Annotated in this window: 35 protein-coding genes and 1 pseudogene; 35 read left to right on the top strand and 1 reads right to left on the bottom strand. The window is 42.0% G+C overall.

Going from position 1 to position 21,880, the window contains the following annotated elements:
• From SCRDD08_RS10080 to SCRDD08_RS10070, 3 genes and pseudogenes are all read left to right on the top strand, one after another.
• Positions 1 to 265, top strand: a pseudogene (locus SCRDD08_RS10080) (DUF6287 domain-containing protein); the annotation flags it as partial.
• Between the two features lie 53 nt (positions 266 to 318).
• Positions 319 to 645 (top strand): hypothetical protein, encoded by a 327-nt coding sequence (locus SCRDD08_RS10075; RefSeq protein WP_061423545.1) that lies wholly within the window; start codon positions 319 to 321, stop codon positions 643 to 645.
• A gap of 170 nt (positions 646 to 815) precedes the next feature.
• Positions 816 to 2,282, top strand: a complete 1,467-nt coding sequence (locus SCRDD08_RS10070; protein ID WP_061423544.1) for an alpha-L-fucosidase — start codon at positions 816 to 818, stop codon at positions 2,280 to 2,282.
• 194 nt (positions 2,283 to 2,476) lie between these two features.
• Here SCRDD08_RS10070 and SCRDD08_RS10065 read toward each other — a convergent pair whose 3' ends face one another.
• Entirely contained in the window at positions 2,477 to 3,310 is an 834-nt protein-coding gene (locus SCRDD08_RS10065) for a DUF975 family protein (protein ID WP_061423543.1), read from the bottom strand.
• 147 nt (positions 3,311 to 3,457) lie between these two features.
• Here SCRDD08_RS10065 and tgt point away from each other — a divergent pair, with 147 nt between their 5' ends.
• The 32 genes from tgt (at position 3,458) to SCRDD08_RS09910 (ending at position 21,585) form a co-directional block, all read left to right on the top strand.
• Positions 3,458 to 4,600, top strand: a complete 1,143-nt coding sequence (gene tgt / locus SCRDD08_RS10060; RefSeq protein WP_005591306.1) for a tRNA guanosine(34) transglycosylase Tgt — start codon at positions 3,458 to 3,460, stop codon at positions 4,598 to 4,600.
• A gap of 24 nt (positions 4,601 to 4,624) precedes the next feature.
• On the top strand, positions 4,625 to 5,263 hold the full coding sequence (locus tag SCRDD08_RS10055; protein ID WP_061423542.1) for a uridine kinase family protein: 639 nt from the start codon (positions 4,625 to 4,627) through the stop codon (positions 5,261 to 5,263).
• Between the two features lie 376 nt (positions 5,264 to 5,639).
• Positions 5,640 to 5,948: a 30S ribosomal protein S10 gene (gene rpsJ / locus SCRDD08_RS10050; protein WP_005591304.1), complete on the top strand. Its 309-nt coding sequence runs from the start codon at positions 5,640 to 5,642 to the stop codon at positions 5,946 to 5,948.
• An 81-nt stretch (positions 5,949 to 6,029) separates the two neighbouring features.
• Positions 6,030 to 6,656, top strand: a complete 627-nt coding sequence (gene rplC, locus SCRDD08_RS10045; RefSeq protein WP_045498245.1) for a 50S ribosomal protein L3 — start codon at positions 6,030 to 6,032, stop codon at positions 6,654 to 6,656.
• Between the two features lie 24 nt (positions 6,657 to 6,680).
• Positions 6,681 to 7,304, top strand: coding sequence for a 50S ribosomal protein L4 (gene rplD / locus SCRDD08_RS10040; protein WP_061423541.1), 624 nt, complete (start codon positions 6,681 to 6,683; stop codon positions 7,302 to 7,304).
• Entirely contained in the window at positions 7,304 to 7,603 is a 300-nt protein-coding gene (locus SCRDD08_RS10035) for a 50S ribosomal protein L23 (protein WP_005591301.1), read from the top strand. Before rplD ends, SCRDD08_RS10035 begins: the two co-directional genes overlap by 1 nt.
• A 17-nt stretch (positions 7,604 to 7,620) precedes the next feature.
• Complete coding sequence (gene rplB, locus SCRDD08_RS10030) at positions 7,621 to 8,454, top strand: 50S ribosomal protein L2 (protein ID WP_002894482.1); 834 nt, start codon at positions 7,621 to 7,623, stop codon at positions 8,452 to 8,454.
• Positions 8,455 to 8,540: 86 nt separating this feature from the next.
• Positions 8,541 to 8,822: a 30S ribosomal protein S19 gene (gene rpsS / locus SCRDD08_RS10025; RefSeq protein WP_000533766.1), complete on the top strand. Its 282-nt coding sequence runs from the start codon at positions 8,541 to 8,543 to the stop codon at positions 8,820 to 8,822.
• An 11-nt stretch (positions 8,823 to 8,833) separates the two neighbouring features.
• Positions 8,834 to 9,178 (top strand): 50S ribosomal protein L22, encoded by a 345-nt coding sequence (rplV, locus tag SCRDD08_RS10020; RefSeq protein WP_005591300.1) that lies wholly within the window; start codon positions 8,834 to 8,836, stop codon positions 9,176 to 9,178.
• 12 nt (positions 9,179 to 9,190) lie between these two features.
• Positions 9,191 to 9,844, top strand: coding sequence for a 30S ribosomal protein S3 (gene rpsC, locus SCRDD08_RS10015; protein WP_005591299.1), 654 nt, complete (start codon positions 9,191 to 9,193; stop codon positions 9,842 to 9,844).
• Positions 9,845 to 9,847: 3 nt separating this feature from the next.
• Positions 9,848 to 10,261, top strand: coding sequence for a 50S ribosomal protein L16 (rplP, locus tag SCRDD08_RS10010; protein WP_005591298.1), 414 nt, complete (start codon positions 9,848 to 9,850; stop codon positions 10,259 to 10,261).
• Between the two features lie 9 nt (positions 10,262 to 10,270).
• Complete coding sequence (rpmC, locus tag SCRDD08_RS10005; protein ID WP_005591297.1) at positions 10,271 to 10,477, top strand: 50S ribosomal protein L29; 207 nt, start codon at positions 10,271 to 10,273, stop codon at positions 10,475 to 10,477.
• Between the two features lie 27 nt (positions 10,478 to 10,504).
• Complete coding sequence (rpsQ, locus tag SCRDD08_RS10000) at positions 10,505 to 10,765, top strand: 30S ribosomal protein S17 (RefSeq protein ID WP_061423540.1); 261 nt, start codon at positions 10,505 to 10,507, stop codon at positions 10,763 to 10,765.
• Between the two features lie 25 nt (positions 10,766 to 10,790).
• The gene (gene rplN / locus SCRDD08_RS09995; RefSeq protein WP_002894494.1) at positions 10,791 to 11,159 is read left to right on the top strand and encodes a 50S ribosomal protein L14; all 369 of its coding nucleotides are present in this window, start codon (positions 10,791 to 10,793) and stop codon (positions 11,157 to 11,159) included.
• A 77-nt stretch (positions 11,160 to 11,236) separates the two neighbouring features.
• Positions 11,237 to 11,542, top strand: a complete 306-nt coding sequence (gene rplX / locus SCRDD08_RS09990) for a 50S ribosomal protein L24 (protein WP_005591295.1) — start codon at positions 11,237 to 11,239, stop codon at positions 11,540 to 11,542.
• A 23-nt stretch (positions 11,543 to 11,565) separates the two neighbouring features.
• Entirely contained in the window at positions 11,566 to 12,108 is a 543-nt protein-coding gene (gene rplE / locus SCRDD08_RS09985) for a 50S ribosomal protein L5 (RefSeq protein ID WP_005591294.1), read from the top strand.
• A gap of 17 nt (positions 12,109 to 12,125) precedes the next feature.
• The gene (locus SCRDD08_RS09980) at positions 12,126 to 12,311 is read left to right on the top strand and encodes a type Z 30S ribosomal protein S14 (protein WP_001085697.1); all 186 of its coding nucleotides are present in this window, start codon (positions 12,126 to 12,128) and stop codon (positions 12,309 to 12,311) included.
• A 214-nt stretch (positions 12,312 to 12,525) separates the two neighbouring features.
• The gene (rpsH, locus tag SCRDD08_RS09975; protein ID WP_002899666.1) at positions 12,526 to 12,924 is read left to right on the top strand and encodes a 30S ribosomal protein S8; all 399 of its coding nucleotides are present in this window, start codon (positions 12,526 to 12,528) and stop codon (positions 12,922 to 12,924) included.
• Between the two features lie 189 nt (positions 12,925 to 13,113).
• Entirely contained in the window at positions 13,114 to 13,650 is a 537-nt protein-coding gene (gene rplF / locus SCRDD08_RS09970) for a 50S ribosomal protein L6 (RefSeq protein ID WP_005591293.1), read from the top strand.
• A gap of 85 nt (positions 13,651 to 13,735) precedes the next feature.
• Positions 13,736 to 14,092, top strand: coding sequence for a 50S ribosomal protein L18 (gene rplR / locus SCRDD08_RS09965; RefSeq protein WP_009659213.1), 357 nt, complete (start codon positions 13,736 to 13,738; stop codon positions 14,090 to 14,092).
• Positions 14,093 to 14,110: 18 nt separating this feature from the next.
• Positions 14,111 to 14,605 (top strand): 30S ribosomal protein S5, encoded by a 495-nt coding sequence (rpsE, locus tag SCRDD08_RS09960; RefSeq protein ID WP_005591292.1) that lies wholly within the window; start codon positions 14,111 to 14,113, stop codon positions 14,603 to 14,605.
• A 13-nt stretch (positions 14,606 to 14,618) separates the two neighbouring features.
• Entirely contained in the window at positions 14,619 to 14,801 is a 183-nt protein-coding gene (gene rpmD / locus SCRDD08_RS09955; protein WP_002894509.1) for a 50S ribosomal protein L30, read from the top strand.
• Between the two features lie 151 nt (positions 14,802 to 14,952).
• The gene (gene rplO / locus SCRDD08_RS09950; protein ID WP_045498220.1) at positions 14,953 to 15,393 is read left to right on the top strand and encodes a 50S ribosomal protein L15; all 441 of its coding nucleotides are present in this window, start codon (positions 14,953 to 14,955) and stop codon (positions 15,391 to 15,393) included.
• 12 nt (positions 15,394 to 15,405) lie between these two features.
• Positions 15,406 to 16,716, top strand: coding sequence for a preprotein translocase subunit SecY (gene secY / locus SCRDD08_RS09945; RefSeq protein ID WP_005591290.1), 1,311 nt, complete (start codon positions 15,406 to 15,408; stop codon positions 16,714 to 16,716).
• Positions 16,717 to 16,811: 95 nt separating this feature from the next.
• Positions 16,812 to 17,450, top strand: coding sequence for an adenylate kinase (locus tag SCRDD08_RS09940; RefSeq protein WP_045498215.1), 639 nt, complete (start codon positions 16,812 to 16,814; stop codon positions 17,448 to 17,450).
• Between the two features lie 116 nt (positions 17,451 to 17,566).
• Entirely contained in the window at positions 17,567 to 17,785 is a 219-nt protein-coding gene (gene infA / locus SCRDD08_RS09935; protein WP_001029883.1) for a translation initiation factor IF-1, read from the top strand.
• 24 nt (positions 17,786 to 17,809) lie between these two features.
• Positions 17,810 to 17,926 (top strand): 50S ribosomal protein L36, encoded by a 117-nt coding sequence (gene rpmJ / locus SCRDD08_RS11150; protein WP_001808836.1) that lies wholly within the window; start codon positions 17,810 to 17,812, stop codon positions 17,924 to 17,926.
• A 17-nt stretch (positions 17,927 to 17,943) separates the two neighbouring features.
• On the top strand, positions 17,944 to 18,309 hold the full coding sequence (gene rpsM, locus SCRDD08_RS09930; RefSeq protein WP_005591288.1) for a 30S ribosomal protein S13: 366 nt from the start codon (positions 17,944 to 17,946) through the stop codon (positions 18,307 to 18,309).
• Positions 18,310 to 18,326: 17 nt separating this feature from the next.
• Complete coding sequence (gene rpsK, locus SCRDD08_RS09925) at positions 18,327 to 18,710, top strand: 30S ribosomal protein S11 (RefSeq protein ID WP_001118385.1); 384 nt, start codon at positions 18,327 to 18,329, stop codon at positions 18,708 to 18,710.
• Between the two features lie 45 nt (positions 18,711 to 18,755).
• Positions 18,756 to 19,694, top strand: coding sequence for a DNA-directed RNA polymerase subunit alpha (locus SCRDD08_RS09920; RefSeq protein ID WP_005591287.1), 939 nt, complete (start codon positions 18,756 to 18,758; stop codon positions 19,692 to 19,694).
• An 11-nt stretch (positions 19,695 to 19,705) separates the two neighbouring features.
• Positions 19,706 to 20,092, top strand: coding sequence for a 50S ribosomal protein L17 (gene rplQ, locus SCRDD08_RS09915; RefSeq protein ID WP_005591286.1), 387 nt, complete (start codon positions 19,706 to 19,708; stop codon positions 20,090 to 20,092).
• A 221-nt stretch (positions 20,093 to 20,313) separates the two neighbouring features.
• The gene (locus SCRDD08_RS09910) at positions 20,314 to 21,585 is read left to right on the top strand and encodes a glutamate-cysteine ligase family protein (protein ID WP_061423539.1); all 1,272 of its coding nucleotides are present in this window, start codon (positions 20,314 to 20,316) and stop codon (positions 21,583 to 21,585) included.
• Positions 21,586 to 21,880: the final 295 nt, after the last annotated feature.

The raw sequence follows: 21,880 nt of genomic DNA, 5'->3' as shown, positions 1-21,880 counted from the left end.
AGTCTTTGATAATAATGGCTTGCTATCTCATACTTATAGAGGAAATGAATCAAGCGACTACATTTTGACAAACACTCATGCGTCTGAAGGCAAGTTCGGAGCGACTTTGGCTCATAAATCAGGGATTGATGCAGCTGCTTTTATAGCGATTCCTATAGGGGTTCCACTTCCTGATACAGGAAATGAAAATCCGAAAGAACGCATTTTAGTAGGCCAAGATGCTACATATGCCGCTCTACATCCCTATTATCGAGTAGGGAATTGATAGCCTCAAATCTAACATCTTGATCTGCCAGCTTTTCGGCAAAAGGAGAAAAGATGAATACTCTGATGATGAAAAGAATGGCTTCACACTTATCTAAAAAAGAATTATTTAACCAAGATGGCAGCCTGCTTGCCCGCTACATCAGACTGCCGGGAGTCTTTCCGGAGGACCCTGGAGGTATCTACCTAGAAAATCCCACGGAGCGACGGCAGATGTACCGAGTGTGTAAAAATGGCAAGCCGATTCTCTTCCCTATTATAGAAGCAGGAATGGATAAAATCATATATTTTGAAGATTATCAGCATGTCCATCCTGGTGATCATATCACTGTCACCGAACATTTGGAAGAATATGTTTATGACGGAACAGAGTGCGATTGACAATATAAAAATAAGGAACAGAATTAATTGCTGTTCCTTTTTCTTTGCTTTACAGGGAAAGTTTGCTAGCAGGGCTGTTTTTGGATTATTTTTTTGTAAAATGGCTCTTTCTTCTCCAAAAATTAGTACAATAAAAGAAAGCGTTTTAATCGAATGATGAGGTAGTAACGATGAAAATATCTTTAGAAGAAATTCAAAGAGTTGCCAACCAAGGCCCTTTCTATCCAGACTGGGACTCTCTTGCGACCTATCAAGTTCCCCACTGGTTCAAAAGGGCTAAGTTTGGGATTTTTATCCACTGGGGACTTTACAGCATTCCTGCCTTTGGGAGCGAGTGGTACTCTCGAAATATGTACATCCAGGGTACGGCAGAGTTTGGCCGCCATATCAAAACTTACGGTCCTCACAAAGATTTCGGCTACAAGGATTTTATCCCACTCTTTACTGCCGAAAATTTTCATGCGGAAGAATGGCTGCGCCTCTTTAAAGAAGCGGGAGCTCAATATATGTTTCCAGTGGCAGAGCATCACGACGGCTTCCAGCTTTATGCCAGTCAGCTCTCTCCTTTTAATAGTGTAGAAATGGGGCCAAAGCGTGACATCTTGGGAGAATTGAGTCAGGCAGCTCAAAAAGAGCAAGTGCATTTTTGTACTTCCTCCCATCGGGCGGAGCATCATTTTTTCTTTTCACATGGAAAGGAGTTTGCCAGTGACATTGCCAGCGAAGTTAGTCGTGAGGAACTCTACTGGCCGGCTATGCCAGAGCCAGACCACCATGATTTGTTTGGTCAGCCTTATCCGAGTCAGGAGTTTCTAGATGATTGGCTCCTGCGTACCTGTGAGCTGGTTCGAGATTACCAGCCTGAGATTTTGTATTTTGATTGGTGGATTCAACATGCAGCTTTTAAAGAACACATAAAGCTTTTTGCGGCCTATTATTACAATTTAGGAGCAGCTTCTGGGAAGCCGACTAGTATCTGCTACAAGCATGATGCGCTGGCTTTTGGTGCAGGGATTGTGGAAGTGGAGCGCGGCGGTTTCGCAGAGATCCAGCCTTTCACTTGGCAGACGGATACGGCTATCGCGCGAAATTCTTGGGGCTACACAAAGAACCTTGACTATAAGTCAGCTAAAGAAATCATCCAGACCTTGATTGATGTCGTATCCAAAAATGGGAATTTGCTGCTGAATATCGGTCCCAAAGGAGACGGGGCGATTCCAGAAAAAGATCAAGAAATCTTGAGAGAAATCGGGGCTTGGCTCCAAGTGAATGGTCAAGCGATCTATGATTCACGCGCGTGGAGGCAATTTGGGGAAGGTCCGACACAAGTAGACAGTGGGCCATTTTCGGATGGAAAAAACATCCCGTATACAAACCAGGATTTCCGTTTCACGGCCAAGGGCGGAGCGGTGTATGCCTTTTTGATGGAGCCTGCAGTAAATCAGTGGCTGACGATTCAGGCCTTGGCAGACGAAAGAGAAAATCCCGCGTCCCGCTTTCATGGCATCATAGAGGAGGTGTCCTTACTAGGCTATGATGAAGCGCTCGAATGGGAACAAAGGCCCCAGGGTTTGCGTCTCTTCATACCGAGTGTAGCAGGCGACTTACCCTTGGTGTTGAAGGTCCAACTGCGTTAAATCTAGACGAAAAAATGAGGCTGGGACAAAAGTCCTAGCCTCTCAATTGTCTTTGGATTGTCGAGCAAGGCGCAGTGGTTGAGTGGGCTCTACTACGCTGATTTCATCAGCTTTTACAGCCCTACTCAACTGTGCGGAGGTGGGACGACGAAATCGAATTCTAACGAATTACCGATTTCTGTCCCACTCTCATTTTACTTACCTAGTGATTTTAAATTTTCATAAAAGAGTACTCGAGCTGTTGTGATGTAAGGATAGGCCACAACCCCAGCGATTCCCAGGGTAATACCAATCAAGATATACCAGCCGATGAAGCTCAGATCCAGCAAGAAACGTTTCCATTTATAGCCTTTCATCATGCGTCTACTTTGCACAAGAACTTGCCAAGGACCTTGGTAGGTGCCGGTACTCAGCTGATCATAAAGGATGAAGTCGGTCTGAGAGTAAGCATAGTTGGCCATCAGGAAGACTGCCGTACCAGCCAAGACAATGAGAGTGCCGAGAAACATCATGGGCGCATAGCTGACGATTTGCTCCACTTCAGGACTAGCAGCTGTCAATTGGGACACATCGGATATTTTCCCATAAATAGCTAGCACCTTGTAACTGCTGAAAATAAGGAAAAATGAACCGACAAGGCTGATAGAATTCCACAGCAAGAGGAGAATGCTTTTGGTCAGTTGTGTGATAAAAATTGGCGAAAAAAGTTCAGCAGAAAAGATTTGACCAATATCCGTAAAGCCAACCGTGTCGCGTTTTTTCCGAACGACTTCTATCATGCTGAAGCTAGCAGCTAAAAAGAGTAGAGCGATGATAAATTCTACGATTTGTGGGAAAATTTGACGACCAAAAATTACAACAAAGGCCTGATTGATCTCCAACTGGGGAACAATCTCCTCCAGATGACGGTTGGGAGACAGATAGGTAGATAAAATGGTTACCAGAGTTGGAATGGCAAAGAGCGAGAAAACGCCGTTGGTTTGATTTCGGATAGCTCGCGCTTGTGCACGGATTTCACTTAAATTCATACAGACCTCCATTTCATGATTTTTATTATACCACATATCGTGACAGACAAGACTTTTTTTGGTAAAATCATACGGTATCTTATAAGCGCCTGTCGCTTATTTTATAGAAGAAAATAGCTGGGACTGTCTTTCCCAGCAGGAGGAAACATGTCAGATTCACCGATTCAGTATCGTTTGATCAAAAAAGAAAAGCACACAGGTGCTCGTTTGGGGGAGATTATCACGCCCCACGGAACCTTCCCAACGCCTATGTTTATGCCGGTCGGCACTCAGGCTACGGTCAAGACCCAGTCACCAGAAGAGCTCAAGCAAATGGGTTCGGGTATCATCTTGGCCAATACCTACCACCTCTGGTTGCGGCCGGGCGATGAACTGATTGCCCGTGCAGGTGGCTTGCACAAGTTCATGAACTGGGACCAGCCTATTCTGACCGATAGTGGTGGTTTTCAGGTTTATTCTCTAGCGGATAGTCGCAACATTACAGAAGAAGGAGTGACTTTTAAGAACCACCTCAACGGTTCCAAGATGTTCCTGTCGCCAGAAAAGGCTATCTCTATCCAGAATAACTTAGGTAGCGACATCATGATGTCCTTTGATGAGTGCCCGCAGTTCTACCAGCCTTATGACTATGTCAAGAAGTCTATCGAGCGGACTAGCCGTTGGGCAGAGCGTGGACTCAAGGCCCACACTCGGCCACACGACCAAGGTCTCTTTGGGATTGTACAGGGTGCTGGCTTTGAAGATTTGCGCCGCCAGTCTGCTCAAGATTTGGTCAGCATGGATTTCCCAGGCTACTCTATTGGAGGATTGGCTGTTGGTGAGTCTCATGAGGAAATGAATGCGGTACTGGACTTCACAACGCCTCTACTGCCTGAAAATAAGCCTCGCTATCTCATGGGAGTGGGAGCGCCAGATAGCTTGATTGATGGTGTTATCCGTGGCGTTGATATGTTTGACTGCGTCCTGCCGACTCGGATTGCCCGAAACGGCACCTGCATGACCAGCGAAGGTCGTCTGGTTGTCAAAAATGCCCAGTTTGAAGAAGATTTTACGCCGCTGGATCACGACTGTGATTGCTACACTTGTACCAATTATACGCGGGCTTATATCCGCCACCTGCTCAAGGCTGATGAAACCTTCGGTCTCCGTTTGACCAGTTATCACAACCTCTACTTCTTGGTAAATCTCATGAAGAAGGTTCGTCAAGCTATTATGGATGATAATCTGTTAGAATTTCGTGAAGATTTTGTCGAGCGCTACGGCTATAACCGCTCCAAGAGAAATTTCTAAGAGTCCTCATTTGAGGGAAAGAATATGTCTGATGAAGGAAAATTGCTGGAAAGCTTGGTAGACTACCTTTCTGATGGTCAAAAGCACACTCTGAGGATTTTTGGTCACGGAGCTTCAGGTAAGTCAACTTTTGCTCGAAAACTTCAGCTAACCTTGGGTGAGGAACGAACCAATCTTCTGGAAACAGATCCTTATGTAATTACTGGAGAGTATCGCGATTTGCTCAGTTCTAAGGATTTTCCTCATCAAAAAGTAACGGCTTGTATTCCAGCCGTTCATGAACTTAGTAGTCTGGAGCGTGATATTTGTGCTTTGCAGTCTGGTCTGGATATTCTGACCATTGGCACAGCTTGGTCGCCTAGCTTGCGCTTATCAGCCCGAAAGCCGATTTTAATAGTAGAAGGTATGTCGGCTGCCTTTTTGCCTGAAAGTTTGTTTGATTTGTCGATTTGCTTTTACACGGACGATCAGACCGAGTTAGAACGCCGCTTGGCAAGAGATGTGGCTGTGCGAGAACGCAGGCCAGATTGGATAGAGCAGACGCATTTAGCGCGACGAGAGCAATATCAGCACTTTTATCAGCCCTATCTAGCAGCTGCCGACCTTGTCATCTGCCAGACTGGCAATAGCTTTCGCATCGAAAAGGACAGCCCTTTGTTATAAAACAAAGTAGCTAAAAGCAAATCTTTTATTTTTAATCTCACTGATGTGCGTCAGTGAGCATTTTTATTTTTTGAGCAAAAACTCAAACGAATAGGAAGAATAATCTAAGTTTTCTTCTATATAAATGATTACAAGACTTATATGTCACTTAGAAAACGTTTTTATAAAAAATTATCCTAAAAATCTTTAAAAACTTGCTCAAATCCCTTGCAATGCTTGGTTCTTTGTGTTAAGATACTATGGTGCTGTGAAAAAGCAGCGTGTAGCTTTGATGCAAGAGGTTGCGACACGCTCGGTTGCATTGCCACGCAATCACCTGTCGGTTTTCTTGTGGAGCTAGCCTATTATCTTAAATAGACGAAAAAAGGAGAAAAAGATGGCAAACAAAAAAATCCGCATCCGTTTGAAAGCTTACGAACATCGTACACTTGACACAGCGGCTGCAAAAATCGTAGAAACTGCTGCACGTACAGGTGCTGAAGTTGCGGGTCCAATCCCACTTCCAACTGAACGTAGCCTCTACACAATCATTCGTGCGACTCACAAATACAAAGATTCTCGCGAACAATTTGAAATGCGTACTCACAAACGCTTGATCGACATCATCAACCCAACTCAAAAAACAGTTGACGCTTTGATGAAGTTGGACCTTCCAAGTGGTGTGAACGTAGAAATCAAACTTTAATCTAAAGCTTGATATTTTGAGCATAAAAAACGCTCGTTAAAAACTTTTTAGACAAAAAAATAGAAAAGGAAACATTTTCTCATGACAAAAGGAATCTTAGGGAAAAAAGTGGGAATGACTCAAATCTTCACTGAAGCTGGCGAATTAATCCCTGTAACTGTTGTTGAAGCAACTCCAAACGTTGTTCTTCAAGTGAAAACAGTTGAAACAGACGGTTACAACGCAGTTCAAGTTGGTTTTGATGACCTTCGTGATGTATTGAGCAACAAACCTGCTAAAGGACATGTAGCGAAAGCTAACACGGCTCCTAAGCGCTTCATTCGTGAATTCAAAAACATTGAAGGCTTGGAAGTTGGTGCGGAAATCACAGTTGATACATTCGAAGCTGGTGATGTTGTTGATGTAACAGGAACTTCAAAAGGTAAAGGTTTCCAAGGTGTAATCAAACGCCATGGCCAATCTCGTGGTCCAATGGCTCACGGTTCACGTTACCACCGTCGTCCTGGTTCAATGGGACCAGTTGCGCCAAACCGTGTTTTCAAAAACAAACACTTGGCTGGACGTATGGGTGGCAACCGTGTAACGATTCAAAATCTTGAAATCGTACAAGTTGTTCCAGAGAAAAACGTTATCTTGATCAAAGGAAACGTACCTGGTGCTAAGAAATCTCTTATCACTATCAAATCAGCAGTTAAAGCTGGTAAATAATAAAGAAAGGGGAAATCAGTCACAATGGCAAACGTAAAATTATTTGACCAAACTGGTAAAGAAGCTGGTGAAGTAGTTCTTAACGACGCAATCTTTGGTATTGAACCAAACGAATCAGTTGTCTTCGACGTGATCATCAGCCAACGCGCTAGCCTCCGTCAAGGAACTCACGCTGTTAAAAACCGTTCTGCAGTATCAGGCGGCGGACGCAAACCATGGCGTCAAAAAGGAACTGGACGTGCTCGTCAAGGTTCTATCCGCTCTCCACAATGGCGTGGTGGTGGTATCGTCTTCGGTCCAACTCCTCGTTCATATGCCTACAAACTTCCACAAAAAGTTCGTAGATTGGCATTGAAATCAGTTTACTCTGAAAAAGTTGCTGAAAACAAATTCGTAGCTGTAGACAGCCTTTCATTTACAGCTCCAAAAACTGCTGAGTTTGCAAAAGTACTTGCAGCATTGAGCGTTGACACAAAAGTACTTGTTATTCTTGAAGAAGGAAATGAATTTGCTGCACTTTCAGCACGTAACCTTCCAAATGTTAAAGTTGCAACAGCAACAACAGCAAGTGTTCTTGATATCGCAAACAGCGACAAACTTCTTGTTACTCAAGCAGCTATCTCTAAAATTGAGGAGGTTCTTGCATAATGAATTTGTATGACGTTATCAAAAAGCCTGTCATCACTGAAAGCTCAATGGCTCAGCTTGAAGCAGGCAAATACGTATTTGAAGTAGACACTCGCGCTCACAAACTTTTGATCAAGCAAGCTGTTGAAGCTGCTTTTGAAGGAGTTAAAGTTGCTAATGTCAACACTATCAACGTAAAACCTAAAGCAAAACGCGTTGGACGTTACACTGGTTTTACTAACAAAACTAAAAAAGCTATCATCACTCTGACAGCAGATTCTAAAGCAATCGAGTTGTTCGGAGCTGCTGAAGCAGAATAATCTAAGGAGGAAATATCGTGGGAATTCGTGTTTATAAACCAACAACAAACGGTCGCCGTAATATGACTTCTTTGGATTTCGCTGAAATCACTACTAGCACTCCAGAAAAATCTTTGCTCGTTTCTCTTAAGAGCAAAGCTGGTCGTAACAACAACGGACGCATCACTGTTCGCCACCAAGGCGGCGGTCACAAACGTCACTACCGTTTGATTGACTTCAAACGTAACAAAGATGCTGTTGAAGCAGTAGTTAAAACTATCGAGTACGATCCAAACCGTTCAGCAAACATCGCTTTGGTTCACTATACTGACGGTGTGAAGGCATATATCATCGCTCCTAAAGGTCTTGAAGTAGGTCAACGTATCGTTTCAGGTCCTGAAGCAGATATCAAAGTCGGTAACGCACTTCCACTTGCTAACATCCCAGTTGGTACTTTGGTTCACAACATTGAGTTGAAACCAGGTCGTGGTGGTGAATTGGTCCGTGCTGCTGGAGCTTCTGCTCAAGTATTGGGTCAAGAAGGTAAGTACACTCTTGTTCGTCTTCAATCAGGCGAAGTTCGTATGATTCTTGGTACTTGCCGCGCTACAGTTGGTGTTGTCGGAAACGAACAACATGGACTTGTAAACCTTGGTAAAGCAGGACGTAGCCGTTGGAAAGGTATCCGCCCAACAGTTCGCGGTTCTGTAATGAACCCTAACGATCACCCACACGGTGGTGGTGAAGGTAAAGCACCAGTTGGTCGTAAAGCGCCATCTACTCCATGGGGCAAACCTGCTCTTGGTCTTAAAACTCGTAACAAGAAAGCGAAATCTGACAAACTTATCGTTCGTCGTCGCAACGAGAAATAATCTAAAACAATCTATCCGCCAGCTCGGTAGCGCTGCCTAGCAGCGCAGGCCGCTGTGGTACTTATTTTAAAGGAGAAAACATAAAAATGGGACGCAGTCTTAAAAAAGGACCTTTCGTCGATGAGCATTTGATGAAAAAAGTTGAAGCTCAAGCTAACGACGAAAAGAAAAAAGTTATCAAAACTTGGTCACGTCGTTCAACGATTTTCCCAAGTTTCATCGGTTACACAATCGCAGTCTATGACGGACGTAAACACGTGCCTGTTTACATCCAAGAAGACATGGTAGGTCACAAACTTGGTGAATTTGCACCAACTCGTACTTACAAAGGTCACGCTGCAGACGACAAGAAAACACGTAGAAAATAAGGAGAACATAAATGGCAGAAATTACTTCAGCTAAAGCAATGGCTCGTACAGTGCGTGTTTCACCTCGTAAAACTCGTCTAGTTCTTGACAATATCCGTGGTAAAAACGTCGCTGACGCAATCGCAATCTTGAAATTCACTCCAAACAAAGCTGCTGGCATTATCGAAAAAGTATTGATCTCTGCAATCGCTAATGCTGAAAACAACTTTGGTTTGGAAAAAGCTAACTTGGTAGTATCTGAAGCTTTCGCAAACGAAGGACCAACTATGAAACGTTTCCGTCCACGTGCTAAAGGTTCAGCTTCACCAATCAACAAACGCACAAGCCACATCACTGTGGTTGTTGCAGAAAAATAAGGAGGTAACATCGTGGGTCAAAAAGTACATCCAATTGGTATGCGTGTCGGCATCATCCGTGATTGGGATGCCAAATGGTATGCTGAAAAAGAATACGCGGATTACCTTCATGAAGATCTTGCAATCCGTAAATTCGTTCAAAAAGAATTGGCTGACGCAGCTGTTTCAACTATTGAAATCGAGCGCGCAGTAAACAAAGTTAACGTTTCACTTCACACTGCTAAACCAGGTATGGTTATCGGTAAAGGTGGAGCTAACGTTGATGCACTTCGTGCAAAACTTAACAAATTGACTGGAAAACAAGTACACATCAACATCATCGAGATCAAATCTCCAGATTTGGATGCTCACCTTGTTGGTGAAGGAATTGCTCGTCAATTGGAGCAACGTGTTGCTTTCCGTCGTGCTCAAAAACAAGCAATCCAACGTGCAATGCGTGCAGGAGCTAAAGGAATCAAAACTCAGGTTTCAGGTCGTTTGAACGGTGCAGATATCGCCCGTAGCGAAGGATACTCTGAAGGGACTGTTCCGCTTCACACACTTCGTGCGGATATTGATTACGCTTGGGAAGAAGCTGATACTACTTACGGTAAACTTGGTGTTAAAGTATGGATCTACCGTGGTGAAGTTCTTCCAGCTCGTAAAAACACTAAAGGAGGTAAATAACCAATGTTAGTACCTAAACGTGTTAAACACCGTCGCGAATTCCGCGGAAAAATGCGTGGTGAAGCTAAAGGTGGTAAAGAAGTAACTTTTGGAGAATATGGTCTTCAAGCAACTACTAGCCACTGGATCACTAACCGTCAAATTGAAGCTGCCCGTATCGCTATGACTCGTTACATGAAACGTGGTGGTAAAGTTTGGATCAAAATCTTCCCACACAAATCATACACTGCAAAAGCAATCGGTGTACGGATGGGATCTGGTAAAGGGGCTCCAGAAGGTTGGGTAGCACCAGTTAAACGTGGTAAAGTGATGTTTGAAATCGCTGGCGTATCAGAAGAAATCGCTCGTGAAGCTCTTCGTCTTGCAAGCCACAAATTGCCAGTTAAATGTAAATTCGTAAAGCGTGAAGCAGAATAAGGAGAAAGCATGAAACTTAAAGAAATTCAAGATTTTGTTAAAGAACTTCGTGGTCTTTCTCAAGAAGAACTTGCGAAGCGTGAAAATGAATTGAAGAAAGAATTGTTTGACCTTCGTTTCCAAGCCGCTACTGGTCAATTGGAGCAGACAGCGCGTTTGAAAGAAGTGAAAAAACAAATCGCACGTATCAAAACTGTTCAATCAGAAGTTAAATAATAGACTTGGGAAAGGAGAAATTCTAAAATGGAACGTAATCAACGTAAAACCCTCGTCGGACGCGTCGTTTCTGACAAGATGGATAAGACAATCACAGTTGTAGTTGAAACAAAACGTAACCACCCAGTCTATGGTAAGCGTATTAAATACTCTAAGAAGTACAAAGCACATGATGAAAACAATGTTGCCAAAGAAGGCGATATCGTTCGTATCATGGAAACTCGTCCGCTTTCAGCTACAAAACGCTTCCGTCTTGTAGAAGTTGTTGAAGAAGCGGTTATCATCTAATCAAACCAGAAAGGAGAAAACTTAAATGATTCAAACAGAAACTCGTTTGAAAGTTGCTGACAACAGCGGTGCTCGCGAAATCCTGACAATCAAAGTTCTTGGTGGTTCAGGACGTAAGTTCGCCAACATCGGTGATGTCATCGTTGCATCTGTAAAACAAGCTACTCCTGGTGGTGCGGTTAAAAAAGGTGACGTTGTAAAAGCGGTTATCGTTCGTACTAAATCAGGTGCTCGTCGTAAAGATGGTTCATACATCAAATTCGACGAAAACGCTGCAGTCATCATCCGTGAAGACAAAACTCCTCGCGGAACTCGTATCTTCGGCCCAGTTGCTCGCGAATTGCGTGACGGTGGCTTCATGAAGATCGTATCATTGGCTCCAGAAGTACTTTAATCTAAAATCAAACAAGTCCCCTGGAAGTTTTCCAGGGTGCCCTCATGGGCGTAAGAAATTAAAGGAGAAACCTAATAATGTTTGTAAAAAAAGGCGACAAAGTTCGCGTAATTGCTGGTAAGGACAAGGGTGTTGAAGCACTTGTTGTTGCAGCTCTTCCAAAAGTAAACAAAGTAGTTGTTGAAGGTGTTAACCTTGTTAAGAAGCACCAAAAACCAAATAGCGAAAACCCTCAAGGTGCTATCGTAGAAAAAGAAGCACCAATCCATGCGTCAAACGTTCAAGTTCTTGACAAAAATGGTGTTGCAGGACGCGTTGGTTACAAGTTTGTAGACGGCAAAAAAGTTCGATACAACAAAAAATCAGGCGAAGTGCTTGACTAATCACGAAGGAAAGGAGAAGTATAATGGCAAATCGTTTAAAAGAAAAATATCTTAATGAAGTAGTACCTGCTTTGACTGAAAAGTTCAACTACTCATCTGTTATGGCTGTGCCAAAAGTGGATAAAATCGTTTTGAATATGGGTGTCGGTGACGCTGTATCAAACGCTAAAAACCTTGAAAAAGCTGCTGAAGAATTGGCTCTTATCTCAGGTCAAAAACCACTTATCACTAAAGCTAAAAAATCAATCGCCGGCTTCCGTCTTCGTGAAGGTGTAGCGATCGGTGCTAAAGTAACCCTTCGTGGCGAACGTATGTATGAGTTCTTGGATAAATTGGTTACTGTATCACTTCCACGTGTACGTGATTTCCATGGTGTTCCAACAAAATCATTTGATGGACGCGGGAACTACACACTTGGTGTGAAAGAACAACTGATCTTCCCAGAAATCAACTTTGATGACGTTGATAAGACTCGCGGTCTTGATATCGTTATCGTAACAACTGCTAACACTGACGAAGAGTCACGTGCATTGCTTACAGGCCTTGGAATGCCTTTTGCAAAATAATATAGGAGGTAAAACAAATGGCTAAAAAATCAATGATTGCTAAGAACAAACGCCCAGCGAAGTTCTCTACGCAAGCTTATACTCGTTGTGAAAAATGTGGCCGTCCACATTCAGTTTACCGCAAGTTTAAACTTTGCCGTGTTTGCTTCCGTGAATTAGCATACAAAGGACAAATTCCTGGTGTAACAAAAGCATCTTGGTAATATCATGATACAAAGAGCGTAACAACCACAGCAAAAATAGGAGATTTGGGTGTAGGAGCGATGCTCCAAAACAAATCTATCTTTTTTGCCTAGGTTGTAGCTCGTGTTCAAATAAGAGTTATCTCATTTGAATGTGTCAATACTATCTGAGCCCAGCTCAATCATTAACTAGCAAGTGCAACTTGCAAACTACTAGTAAGAGGAGAAATATAAAATGGTTATGACTGACCCAATTGCAGACTTTTTGACTCGTATCCGTAACGCTAATCAAGCGAACCACGAAGTACTTGAAGTACCTGCATCAAACATCAAAAAAGGGATTGCTGAAATCCTGAAGCGTGAAGGTTTTGTAAAAAACGTTGAAATCATCGAAGATGACAAACAAGGCATCATCCGTGTATTCCTTAAGTACGGACAAAATGGTGAAAAAGTTATCACTGGTTTGAAACGTGTTTCAAAACCAGGTCTACGTGTTTACAAGAAACGCGAAGACCTTCCAAAAGTTCTTAACGGACTTGGAATTGCTATCCTTTCAACATCTGAAGGTTTGCTGACTGATAAAGAAGCACGCCAAAAGAACGTTGGTGGAGAAGTTATCGCTTACGTTTGGTAATATTTAGCATCCGATTTCTTTGTGGCTCTTTGTTATCGTCTCTTGCCTAACCCAAAGTTATGCTTGCGAGACGAAGCCTAGATTCACTTTAAAATTGAAACCTAAATGTTCCTTTAAATCGAGAAATCGATTTAAGCCCCGTGAAAACTGGTCGCTTGCGGCCTGACAATTTAACAGGAGAAAATAAACATGTCACGTATTGGTAATAAAGTTATCGTGTTGCCTGCTGGTGTTGAAATCACTAACAATGACAACGTTGTAACTGTAAAAGGACCTAAAGGAGAACTGACTCGCGAGTTCTCAAAAGATATTGAAATCCGTGTGGAAGGAACTGAAGTAACTCTTCACCGTCCAAACGATTCAAAAGAAATGAAAACAATCCACGGAACTACTCGTGCCCTTTTGAACAACATGGTTGTTGGAGTATCAGAAGGATTCAAGAAAGAACTTGAAATGCGTGGGGTTGGTTACCGTGCACAACTTCAAGGCTCTAAACTTGTTTTGGCTGTTGGTAAATCTCATCCAGACGAAGTTGAAGCTCCAGAAGGAATTACTTTTGAACTTCCTAACCCAACAACAATCGTTGTTAGCGGAATTTCAAAAGAAGCAGTTGGACAAACAGCTGCTTATGTACGTAGCCTTCGTGCACCAGAACCATATAAAGGTAAAGGTATCCGTTACGTTGGTGAATTCGTTCGCCGCAAAGAAGGTAAAACTGGTAAATAATATTGATTGGCTGATCATTTCAGCCAGCCAATTTATTTTCCGATTTTGTGCTAAGGCACGTCAATAAAAATAAGAGGTGAAAATTGTGATTACGAAACCAGATAAAAATAAAATCCGCCAAAAACGCCACCGTCGCGTTCGCGGAAAACTCTCTGGAACTGCTGATCGCCCACGTTTGAACGTATTCCGTTCTAATACAGGCATCTACGCTCAAGTGATTGATGACGTAGCGGGTGTAACGCTCGCAAGCGCTTCAACTCTTGACAAAGAAGTTTCAAAAGGAACTAAAACTGAACAAGCCGTTGTTGTAGGTAAACTCGTTGCAGAACGTGCAGTTGCTAAAGGTATTTCTGAAGTGGTGTTTGACCGCGGTGGATATCTCTATCACGGACGTGTAAAAGCTTTGGCTGATGCAGCTCGTGAAAACGGATTGAAATTCTAATAGGGAGGACACTAGAAAATGGCATTTAAAGACAATGCAGTTGAACTTGAAGAACGCTTAGTTGCAGTCAACCGTGTTACTAAAGTTGTTAAAGGTGGACGTCGTCTTCGTTTTGCAGCTCTTGTAGTAGTTGGTGACCGCAACGGTCGTGTTGGTTTCGGTACTGGTAAAGCTCAAGAAGTACCAGAAGCTATCCGTAAAGCAGTTGAAGATGCGAAGAAAAACTTGATCGAAGTTCCAATGGTTGGTACAACTATTCCTCACGAAGTTCTTTCAGAATTTGGTGGAGCGAAAGTATTGCTTAAGCCAGCTGTTGAAGGTTCTGGAGTTGCTGCTGGTGGTGCTGTTCGTGCCGTCATCGAATTGGCAGGTGTGGCAGATGTTACATCTAAATCACTTGGTTCAAACACTCCAATCAACATCGTTCGCGCAACTGTTGAAGGCTTGAAACAATTGAAACGCGCTGAAGAAGTTGCTGCCCTTCGTGGTATTTCAGTTTCTGACTTGGCTTAAGAAAGGGGAACTCATGGCTCAAATTAAAATTACTTTGACTAAGTCTCCAATCGGACGCATCCCGTCACAACGTAAAACTGTTGTAGCACTTGGACTTGGCAAATTGAACAGCTCAGTTATCAAAGAAGACAATCCAGCGGTACGCGGTATGATCACTGCTGTATCTCACTTGGTAACTGTTGAAGAAGTTAAGTAAGCCTTAGCTGAAAAACTTTTATTAAGATACATTAGGGGATTTGAGAATTTTCTCAGCCCCTAAAACTAAATATATGTATAGGCGAGTTTGTATCAGAGACACCTTTTCTCTGGTACGAGCGCTAGCATTTTACAAAAGAGGAGAAAAAATAATGAAACTTCATGAATTACAACCTGCTGCAGGTTCACGTAAAGTTCGCAACCGTGTTGGTCGCGGTACTTCATCAGGTAACGGTAAAACTTCTGGTCGCGGTCAAAAAGGTCAAAAAGCACGTAGCGGTGGCGGTGTTCGTCTTGGTTTTGAAGGTGGACAAACTCCATTGTTCCGTCGTGTACCAAAACGTGGTTTCTTGAATGTAAACCGTAAAGAATACGCGATTGTTAACCTTGACCAATTAAATGTCTTTGAAGATGGTGCAGAAGTAACTCCAGTTGTTCTCATCGAAGCAGGTATTGTAAAAGCTGAAAAATCTGGTGTTAAGATTCTTGGTAACGGAGAATTGACTAAGAAGTTGACTGTTAAAGCAGCTAAATTCTCTAAATCAGCTGAAGAAGCTATCACTGCTAAAGGTGGTTCAGTCGAAGTCATCTAAGAGAGGTGACCTATGTTTTTCAAGCTATTAAAAGACGCACTTAAAATAAAACAAGTACGGTCTAAGATTTTGTTCACACTGTTCATCATCTTAGTTTTCCGTATTGGTACAACCATAACAGTTCCAGGAATTAATGCGAAAGCATTGAACAGTTTAAGTGATTTACCTTTCTTAAACATGCTTAGTTTGGTTTCTGGGAATGCCATGCGTAACTTCTCTGTTTTTGCTCTTGGGGTTAGTCCCTATATCACGGCTTCAATCGTGGTTCAGCTCTTGCAAATGGATTTGCTTCCAAAATTTGTAGAGTGGGGCAAGCAAGGGGAAGTAGGACGGAGAAAGCTTAATCAAGCAACTCGCTATATTTCTCTGGTATTGGCCTTTGTCCAATCCATCGGGATTACAGCTGGATTTGCGACTTTGTCAAGAACCAAACTAGTAGCGAATCCAAATTGGCAAACCTATCTTTTGATTGGTGCCCTCCTCACGACAGGTTCAGTTATTGTGACCTGGTTAGGAGAGCAAATCACGGATAAGGGTTATGGTAATGGTGTATCCATGATTATCTTTGCAGGGATTGTATCTGGTATTCCTGGTATGATCAAAGGAATCTATGAAGATTACTTTGTTAATATCCCGAGCGATCGACTCAATTCGTCTTTGATTTTCGTTGGGATTTTAATTGTTGCGGTTTTGGTGATTATCTATTTCACAACCTTTGTGCAACAAGCTGAGTACAAAATTCCAATTCAATATACGAAGATTGCTCAAGGTGCACCTTCAAGTTCCTACCTACCGTTAAAAGTGAATCCTGCTGGTGTTATTCCAGTTATCTTTGCAAGTTCGATTACAGCTGCTCCAGCAGCTATCTTCCAATTTGTAAGTGCTATGGGCTATAACGCATCATGGGTTCGGACGGCGCAGGCGCTTCTGGCGACTACAACCATCAGTGGTATGTTTACCTATGCTCTGTTGATTATTCTCTTTACTTTCTTTTATACATTTGTACAAATTAATCCTGAAAAGACAGCAGAGAATTTACAAAAGAGTGGAGCCTACATCCCAGGTGTTCGTCCAGGTAAGGGAACGGAAGAATATATGTCTAAATTGCTTCGCCGTTTGGCGACAGTTGGCTCACTATTCTTAGGAATTATCACAATCATTCCGATCCTAGCCAAAGATCTTTTTGGTCTGACCGATGCAGTTGCTCTTGGAGGAACTAGTCTTCTTATCATCATTTCGACTGGTATTGAAGGAATGAAGCAGTTGGAAGGTTACCTTCTGAAGCGTAAGTATGTCGGATTTATGGATACTACAACAGAATAGAAATAGGTTGACTTAGTCAACCTTCTATTTTGTTTTTAAAAAAGTTTATTAAGTGTTTTAATAGATTGCTTTAAAAACAAAAAAGGAGACAAAACATGAATCTTTTGATTATGGGCTTGCCAGGCGCAGGCAAGGGAACACAAGCAGCCAAAATTGTGGAACAATTCCACGTGGCACATATTTCAACTGGGGATATGTTCCGTGCTGCTATGGCCAATGAAACAGAAATGGGTGTTTTAGCGAAATCCTACATTTCTAAAGGTGAGTTGGTGCCAGATGAAGTGACAAACGGAATCGTGAAAGAGCGCTTGGCACAAGATGATATTAAAGAAACTGGTTTCTTGTTGGACGGTTATCCACGGACAATTGATCAAGCTCACGCCTTGGATCAAATCCTTGCAGATCTGGGTATCCAACTTGACGCAGTTATCAATATCGAAGTAAATCCAGATAGTTTGTTAGAACGTTTGAGTGGACGAATTATCCACCGCGAAACAGGGGAAACCTTCCACAAAGTTTTCAACCCACCAGTGGATTACAAAGAAGAAGATTACTATCAACGTGAAGACGACAAACCTGAAACAGTAAAACGTCGTTTGGATGTTAATATCGCTCAAGGCCAACCAATTATTGATCATTACCGTGCTCAAGGACTCGTTCACGACATTCAGGGCAATCAAGAGATTGAGGCAGTCTTCTCAGATATCGAAAAAGTCTTGTCAAATTTAAAATAAAAGCGTTTTTCCCGCTTGCAATATTTGACAAGTAGTGATACAATGAACTAGTCTGACTTATAATTGTTACCTCTGTGCTCAGAGGAATCTATCGAAATTTAGGGAGGTGCTTTTGCGTGGCAAAAGACGATGTGATTGAAGTCGAAGGCAAAGTAGTTGATACGATGCCGAACGCAATGTTTACGGTTGAACTTGAAAATGGACATCAGATTTTAGCAACAGTTTCTGGTAAAATTCGTAAAAACTATATTCGTATTTTAGCGGGAGATCGTGTTACTGTCGAGATGAGTCCTTATGATTTGACACGTGGACGGATCACTTACCGCTTTAAATAATCGAAAAACTTGGAGGGATAAGAAATGAAAGTAAGACCATCGGTCAAACCAATTTGCGAATACTGTAAAGTTATTCGTCGTAATGGCCGTGTTATGGTAATTTGCCCAGCAAATCCAAAACACAAACAACGTCAAGGATAAGATAGAAAGGAGAAAACATGGCTCGTATTGCTGGAGTTGACATTCCAAATGACAAACGTGTAGTCGTTTCACTTACTTACGTGTATGGTATCGGACTTCCAACTTCTAAGAAAATTTTGGCTGCTGCTGGAATCTCAGAAGACATCCGTGTCAAAGATTTGACATCAGATCAAGAAGACGCTATCCGTCGCGAAGTGGATGCAATCAAGGTTGAAGGTGACCTTCGTCGTGAAGTAAACCTTAACATCAAACGTTTGATGGAAATCGGTTCATACCGTGGTATCCGTCACCGTCGTGGACTTCCTGTCCGTGGACAAAACACTAAAAACAATGCTCGTACTCGTAAAGGTAAAGCCGTTGCGATTGCAGGTAAGAAAAAATAATATAGGAGGTAAAAGTCTTGGCTAAACCAACACGTAAACGTCGTGTGAAGAAAAATATCGAATCTGGTATTGCACATATTCACGCTACATTTAATAACACTATTGTTATGATTACTGATGTGCATGGTAATGCGATTGCTTGGTCATCTGCTGGAGCTCTTGGTTTCAAAGGTTCTCGTAAATCTACACCATTTGCTGCCCAAATGGCATCTGAAGCAGCTGCTAAGTCTGCACAAGAACACGGTCTTAAATCAGTTGAAGTTACAGTTAAAGGTCCAGGTTCTGGTCGTGAGTCAGCTATTCGTGCACTTGCTGCAGCTGGTCTGGAAGTAACTGCTATTCGTGATGTGACTCCTGTGCCACACAATGGTGCTCGTCCTCCAAAACGTCGCCGTGTATAATCATAAACAATTACACTGCTTTTCGTTTAAGAGGGAGTTAACTAAATGATTGAGTTTGAAAAACCAAATATAACAAAAATTGATGAAAATAAAAATTATGGCAAGTTTGTAGTTGAGCCGCTAGAACGCGGTTACGGTACAACACTTGGAAATTCGCTTCGTCGTGTACTTCTCGCCTCACTTCCAGGTGCAGCAGTGACTTCTATCAACATTGAAGGAGTATTGCACGAATTTGATACGATTTCTGGGGTCCGTGAAGATGTTATGCAGATTATTCTGAACATCAAGGGGATTGCTGTAAAATCTTACGTCCAAGACGAAAAGATGATTGAATTGGATGTTGAAGGTCCTGCAGAAGTAACTGCTGGAGATATTTTGACAGACAGTGATATCGAAATTGTAAACCCTGATCATTATCTCTTTACAATCAGTGAAGGTGCTCGCTTTAAAGCGAAAATGGCTGTGAATAGCGGTCGTGGATATGTGCCAGCTGACGAAAATAAAAAAGATGATGCACCAGTAGGCACACTTGCGGTAGATTCTATCTATACGCCCGTGACAAAAGTAAATTACCAGGTTGAACCAGCTCGTGTTGGTAGCAACGATGGTTTTGATAAACTTACCCTTGAAATTTTAACGAATGGAACGATTATTCCCGAAGACGCTTTGGGACTATCAGCTCGTATCCTGACAGAGCATCTGAACCTCTTTACAGATTTAACAGAAGTTGCTATTTCAACTGATGTGATGAAGGAAGCAGAGAAATCTTCAGATGATCGCATTTTGGAACGTACAATTGAAGAATTGGATCTATCAGTTCGTTCATACAACTGTCTGAAACGCGCAGGAATTAATACTGTCTTTGATTTGACAGAAAAATCTGAGCCTGAAATGATGAAAGTTCGTAACTTGGGCCGCAAGAGTCTTGAAGAAGTTAAAGTTAAACTTGCTGACCTTGGTCTTGGGTTAAGAAATGATAAATAAAGGAGGAATACATGGCTTACCGTAAACTAGGACGCACTAGCTCACAACGTAAAGCAATGCTTCGTGATTTGACTACTGACTTGATTATCAATGAATCAATCGTAACAACTGAAGCTCGTGCTAAAGAAATCCGTAAAACAGTTGAAAAAATGATTACTCTTGGTAAACGTGGTGACTTGCATGCTCGTCGTCAAGCAGCAGCTTTTGTACGTAACGAAATTGCATCAGAAAACTACAATGAAGAGACTAACAAGTACACTACAACTACAGCTCTTCAAAAATTATTCTCTGAATTGGCACCTCGCTATGCTGAGCGCAATGGTGGATACACTCGTATTCTTAAGACTGAACCACGCCGTGGGGATGCTGCGCCAATGGCAATTATTGAATTAGTATAATTTTTATCAATTTTGTTGAGTGTTATGATGATGGAGTTCTTATGCTCTTAGTCTAGCTCTGGTCTACCGCTAGGAATTTTCCTAGCGGGAACACTCATCATCATGATGAAAGGGTAGACGCTTGTTTACGAAATTGCTTTTAGTGAAAAACAATTTCGTAAGCAGGCGTTTTTGAGTTTTAAGTGGAAAAAGAAAAGGACTTAGAGAGGGAAGGAGAAGAGATGCAAGATTCAATTGCTATTTTGAAAGAACGTTATTTAGCCAATATAAAAGAGAATCCAGACTTATACATTGGGATTGAGTTAGAATTTCCAATTGTGAATCTTCAGGGAGGAGCGACAGATACTCGTGTAACAAAGGAGCTGTTAGTAAGGCTGAATTCAGACTATGGCTTTATCGTAGAAAGAAGGGATTCAGAGGGCAATCCTATCCAGTTAAAAGCTTCAGATAGCGAAGATCGGATACTTTTTGAAGTGTCTTACAATATTTTAGAATTTGCATTTGAAAAAGCGAAAACGATTCAGGAAGTCGAAAGACGCTTTAATCATTACCTAGACACCATTCAAAAGATTTTGCGCAAAAGTCATCATGAGCTTCAGGGACATGGTTTACATCCATTCTGGAAGGAGAATGATAATGGTCCTGTTAAATATCCCCGCTATCAAATGTTAATGCAATATCTAGCTTTGAGTGAGAAAATTGGAGAAGATTTCTTCCATCGCCATCCTGATTATGGTAGCTATATCTGTGGGAGCCAGGTACAGTTAGATGTTTCACGGGCAAATTTCATACAGGTAATTAACGCCTTTAATCAAATCGAGGCTGCCAAAGCTTATCTTTTTGCCAATTCAGAATTACTTACAGAAGATTTCAACACTAGAATCTCGAGAGACCGCTTCTGGGAAGAGTCCATGCATGGCTTGTTAGTAGAAAATGTCGGTGTTAATTCCCATGATTTCAAAGATGAGGAAGATTTTTTCAATTATTTAAATCATACAGCCATTTTCAATGTTGAGCGAGAGGGTGAAACCTATTATTTTCCTCCTATCGTAGCTGGAGAGTATCTAAAGCAGGAGCAAATCAAGGGATACAATTTAAGTGGCAAGGAAAGCCTAATAATCCCCTATGCAGATGATTTTTGTAATCACAGAAGCTATCAGTACCAAGATTTGACAACGCGGGGAACGATCGAATTTAGGAGCACTTGTGCTCAGCCTCTCGATAGGACCTTTGCACCAGCAGCTTTTCATTTGGGATTGTTGGCTAATCTTGAGGAAGTGACCGCTTATCTTAAAGATTGTGATTTCTTCAAATTAGAGGGGCGTAACTATAAAAGGCTGCGCAGAAAGTATTCGCAAATCGAGTTAACACAAGCGGATCAAGACTCTATTCAATCATTTGCAGCTGATCTCCTTCAATTAGCTGTTAAAGGTCTGGAGAAACGAAAAGAAGGGGAAGAGTGCTACTTGTTACCGCTTATGAATGAGACATAAAGTAATTTCTTTTTAACCTCTAATAGAAAGCTGAAGTAAATTTCTTTATGTGATTGATTGGACTGTGTATTATACTAGTTTGAGTATATTTGAATGAATTTAATTGTAGCTAGAGCATTAATAGACTTTAGCAGCACGGTGATATAGTGGATAGGGGAGAGGTAGGGAGAGGTTACCTTTCCCTTTTAAGTTATTGATTTATAGGTAGTTTTAGAGGGGTTTGGAAGAAAAGATGCCAAATTTCAAGTCTAAGTTAGCCACCTTGTAAAAACTCTCTAGGAGATTTGTAATCTGA

This window comes from Streptococcus cristatus, assembly GCF_001578775.1.
GTDB classification, from domain to species: Bacteria; Bacillota; Bacilli; order Lactobacillales; family Streptococcaceae; genus Streptococcus; species Streptococcus cristatus_A.
Note: the sequence above shows the minus strand (reverse complement) of the source record. Positions and strands in the feature narration are given on the sequence as shown.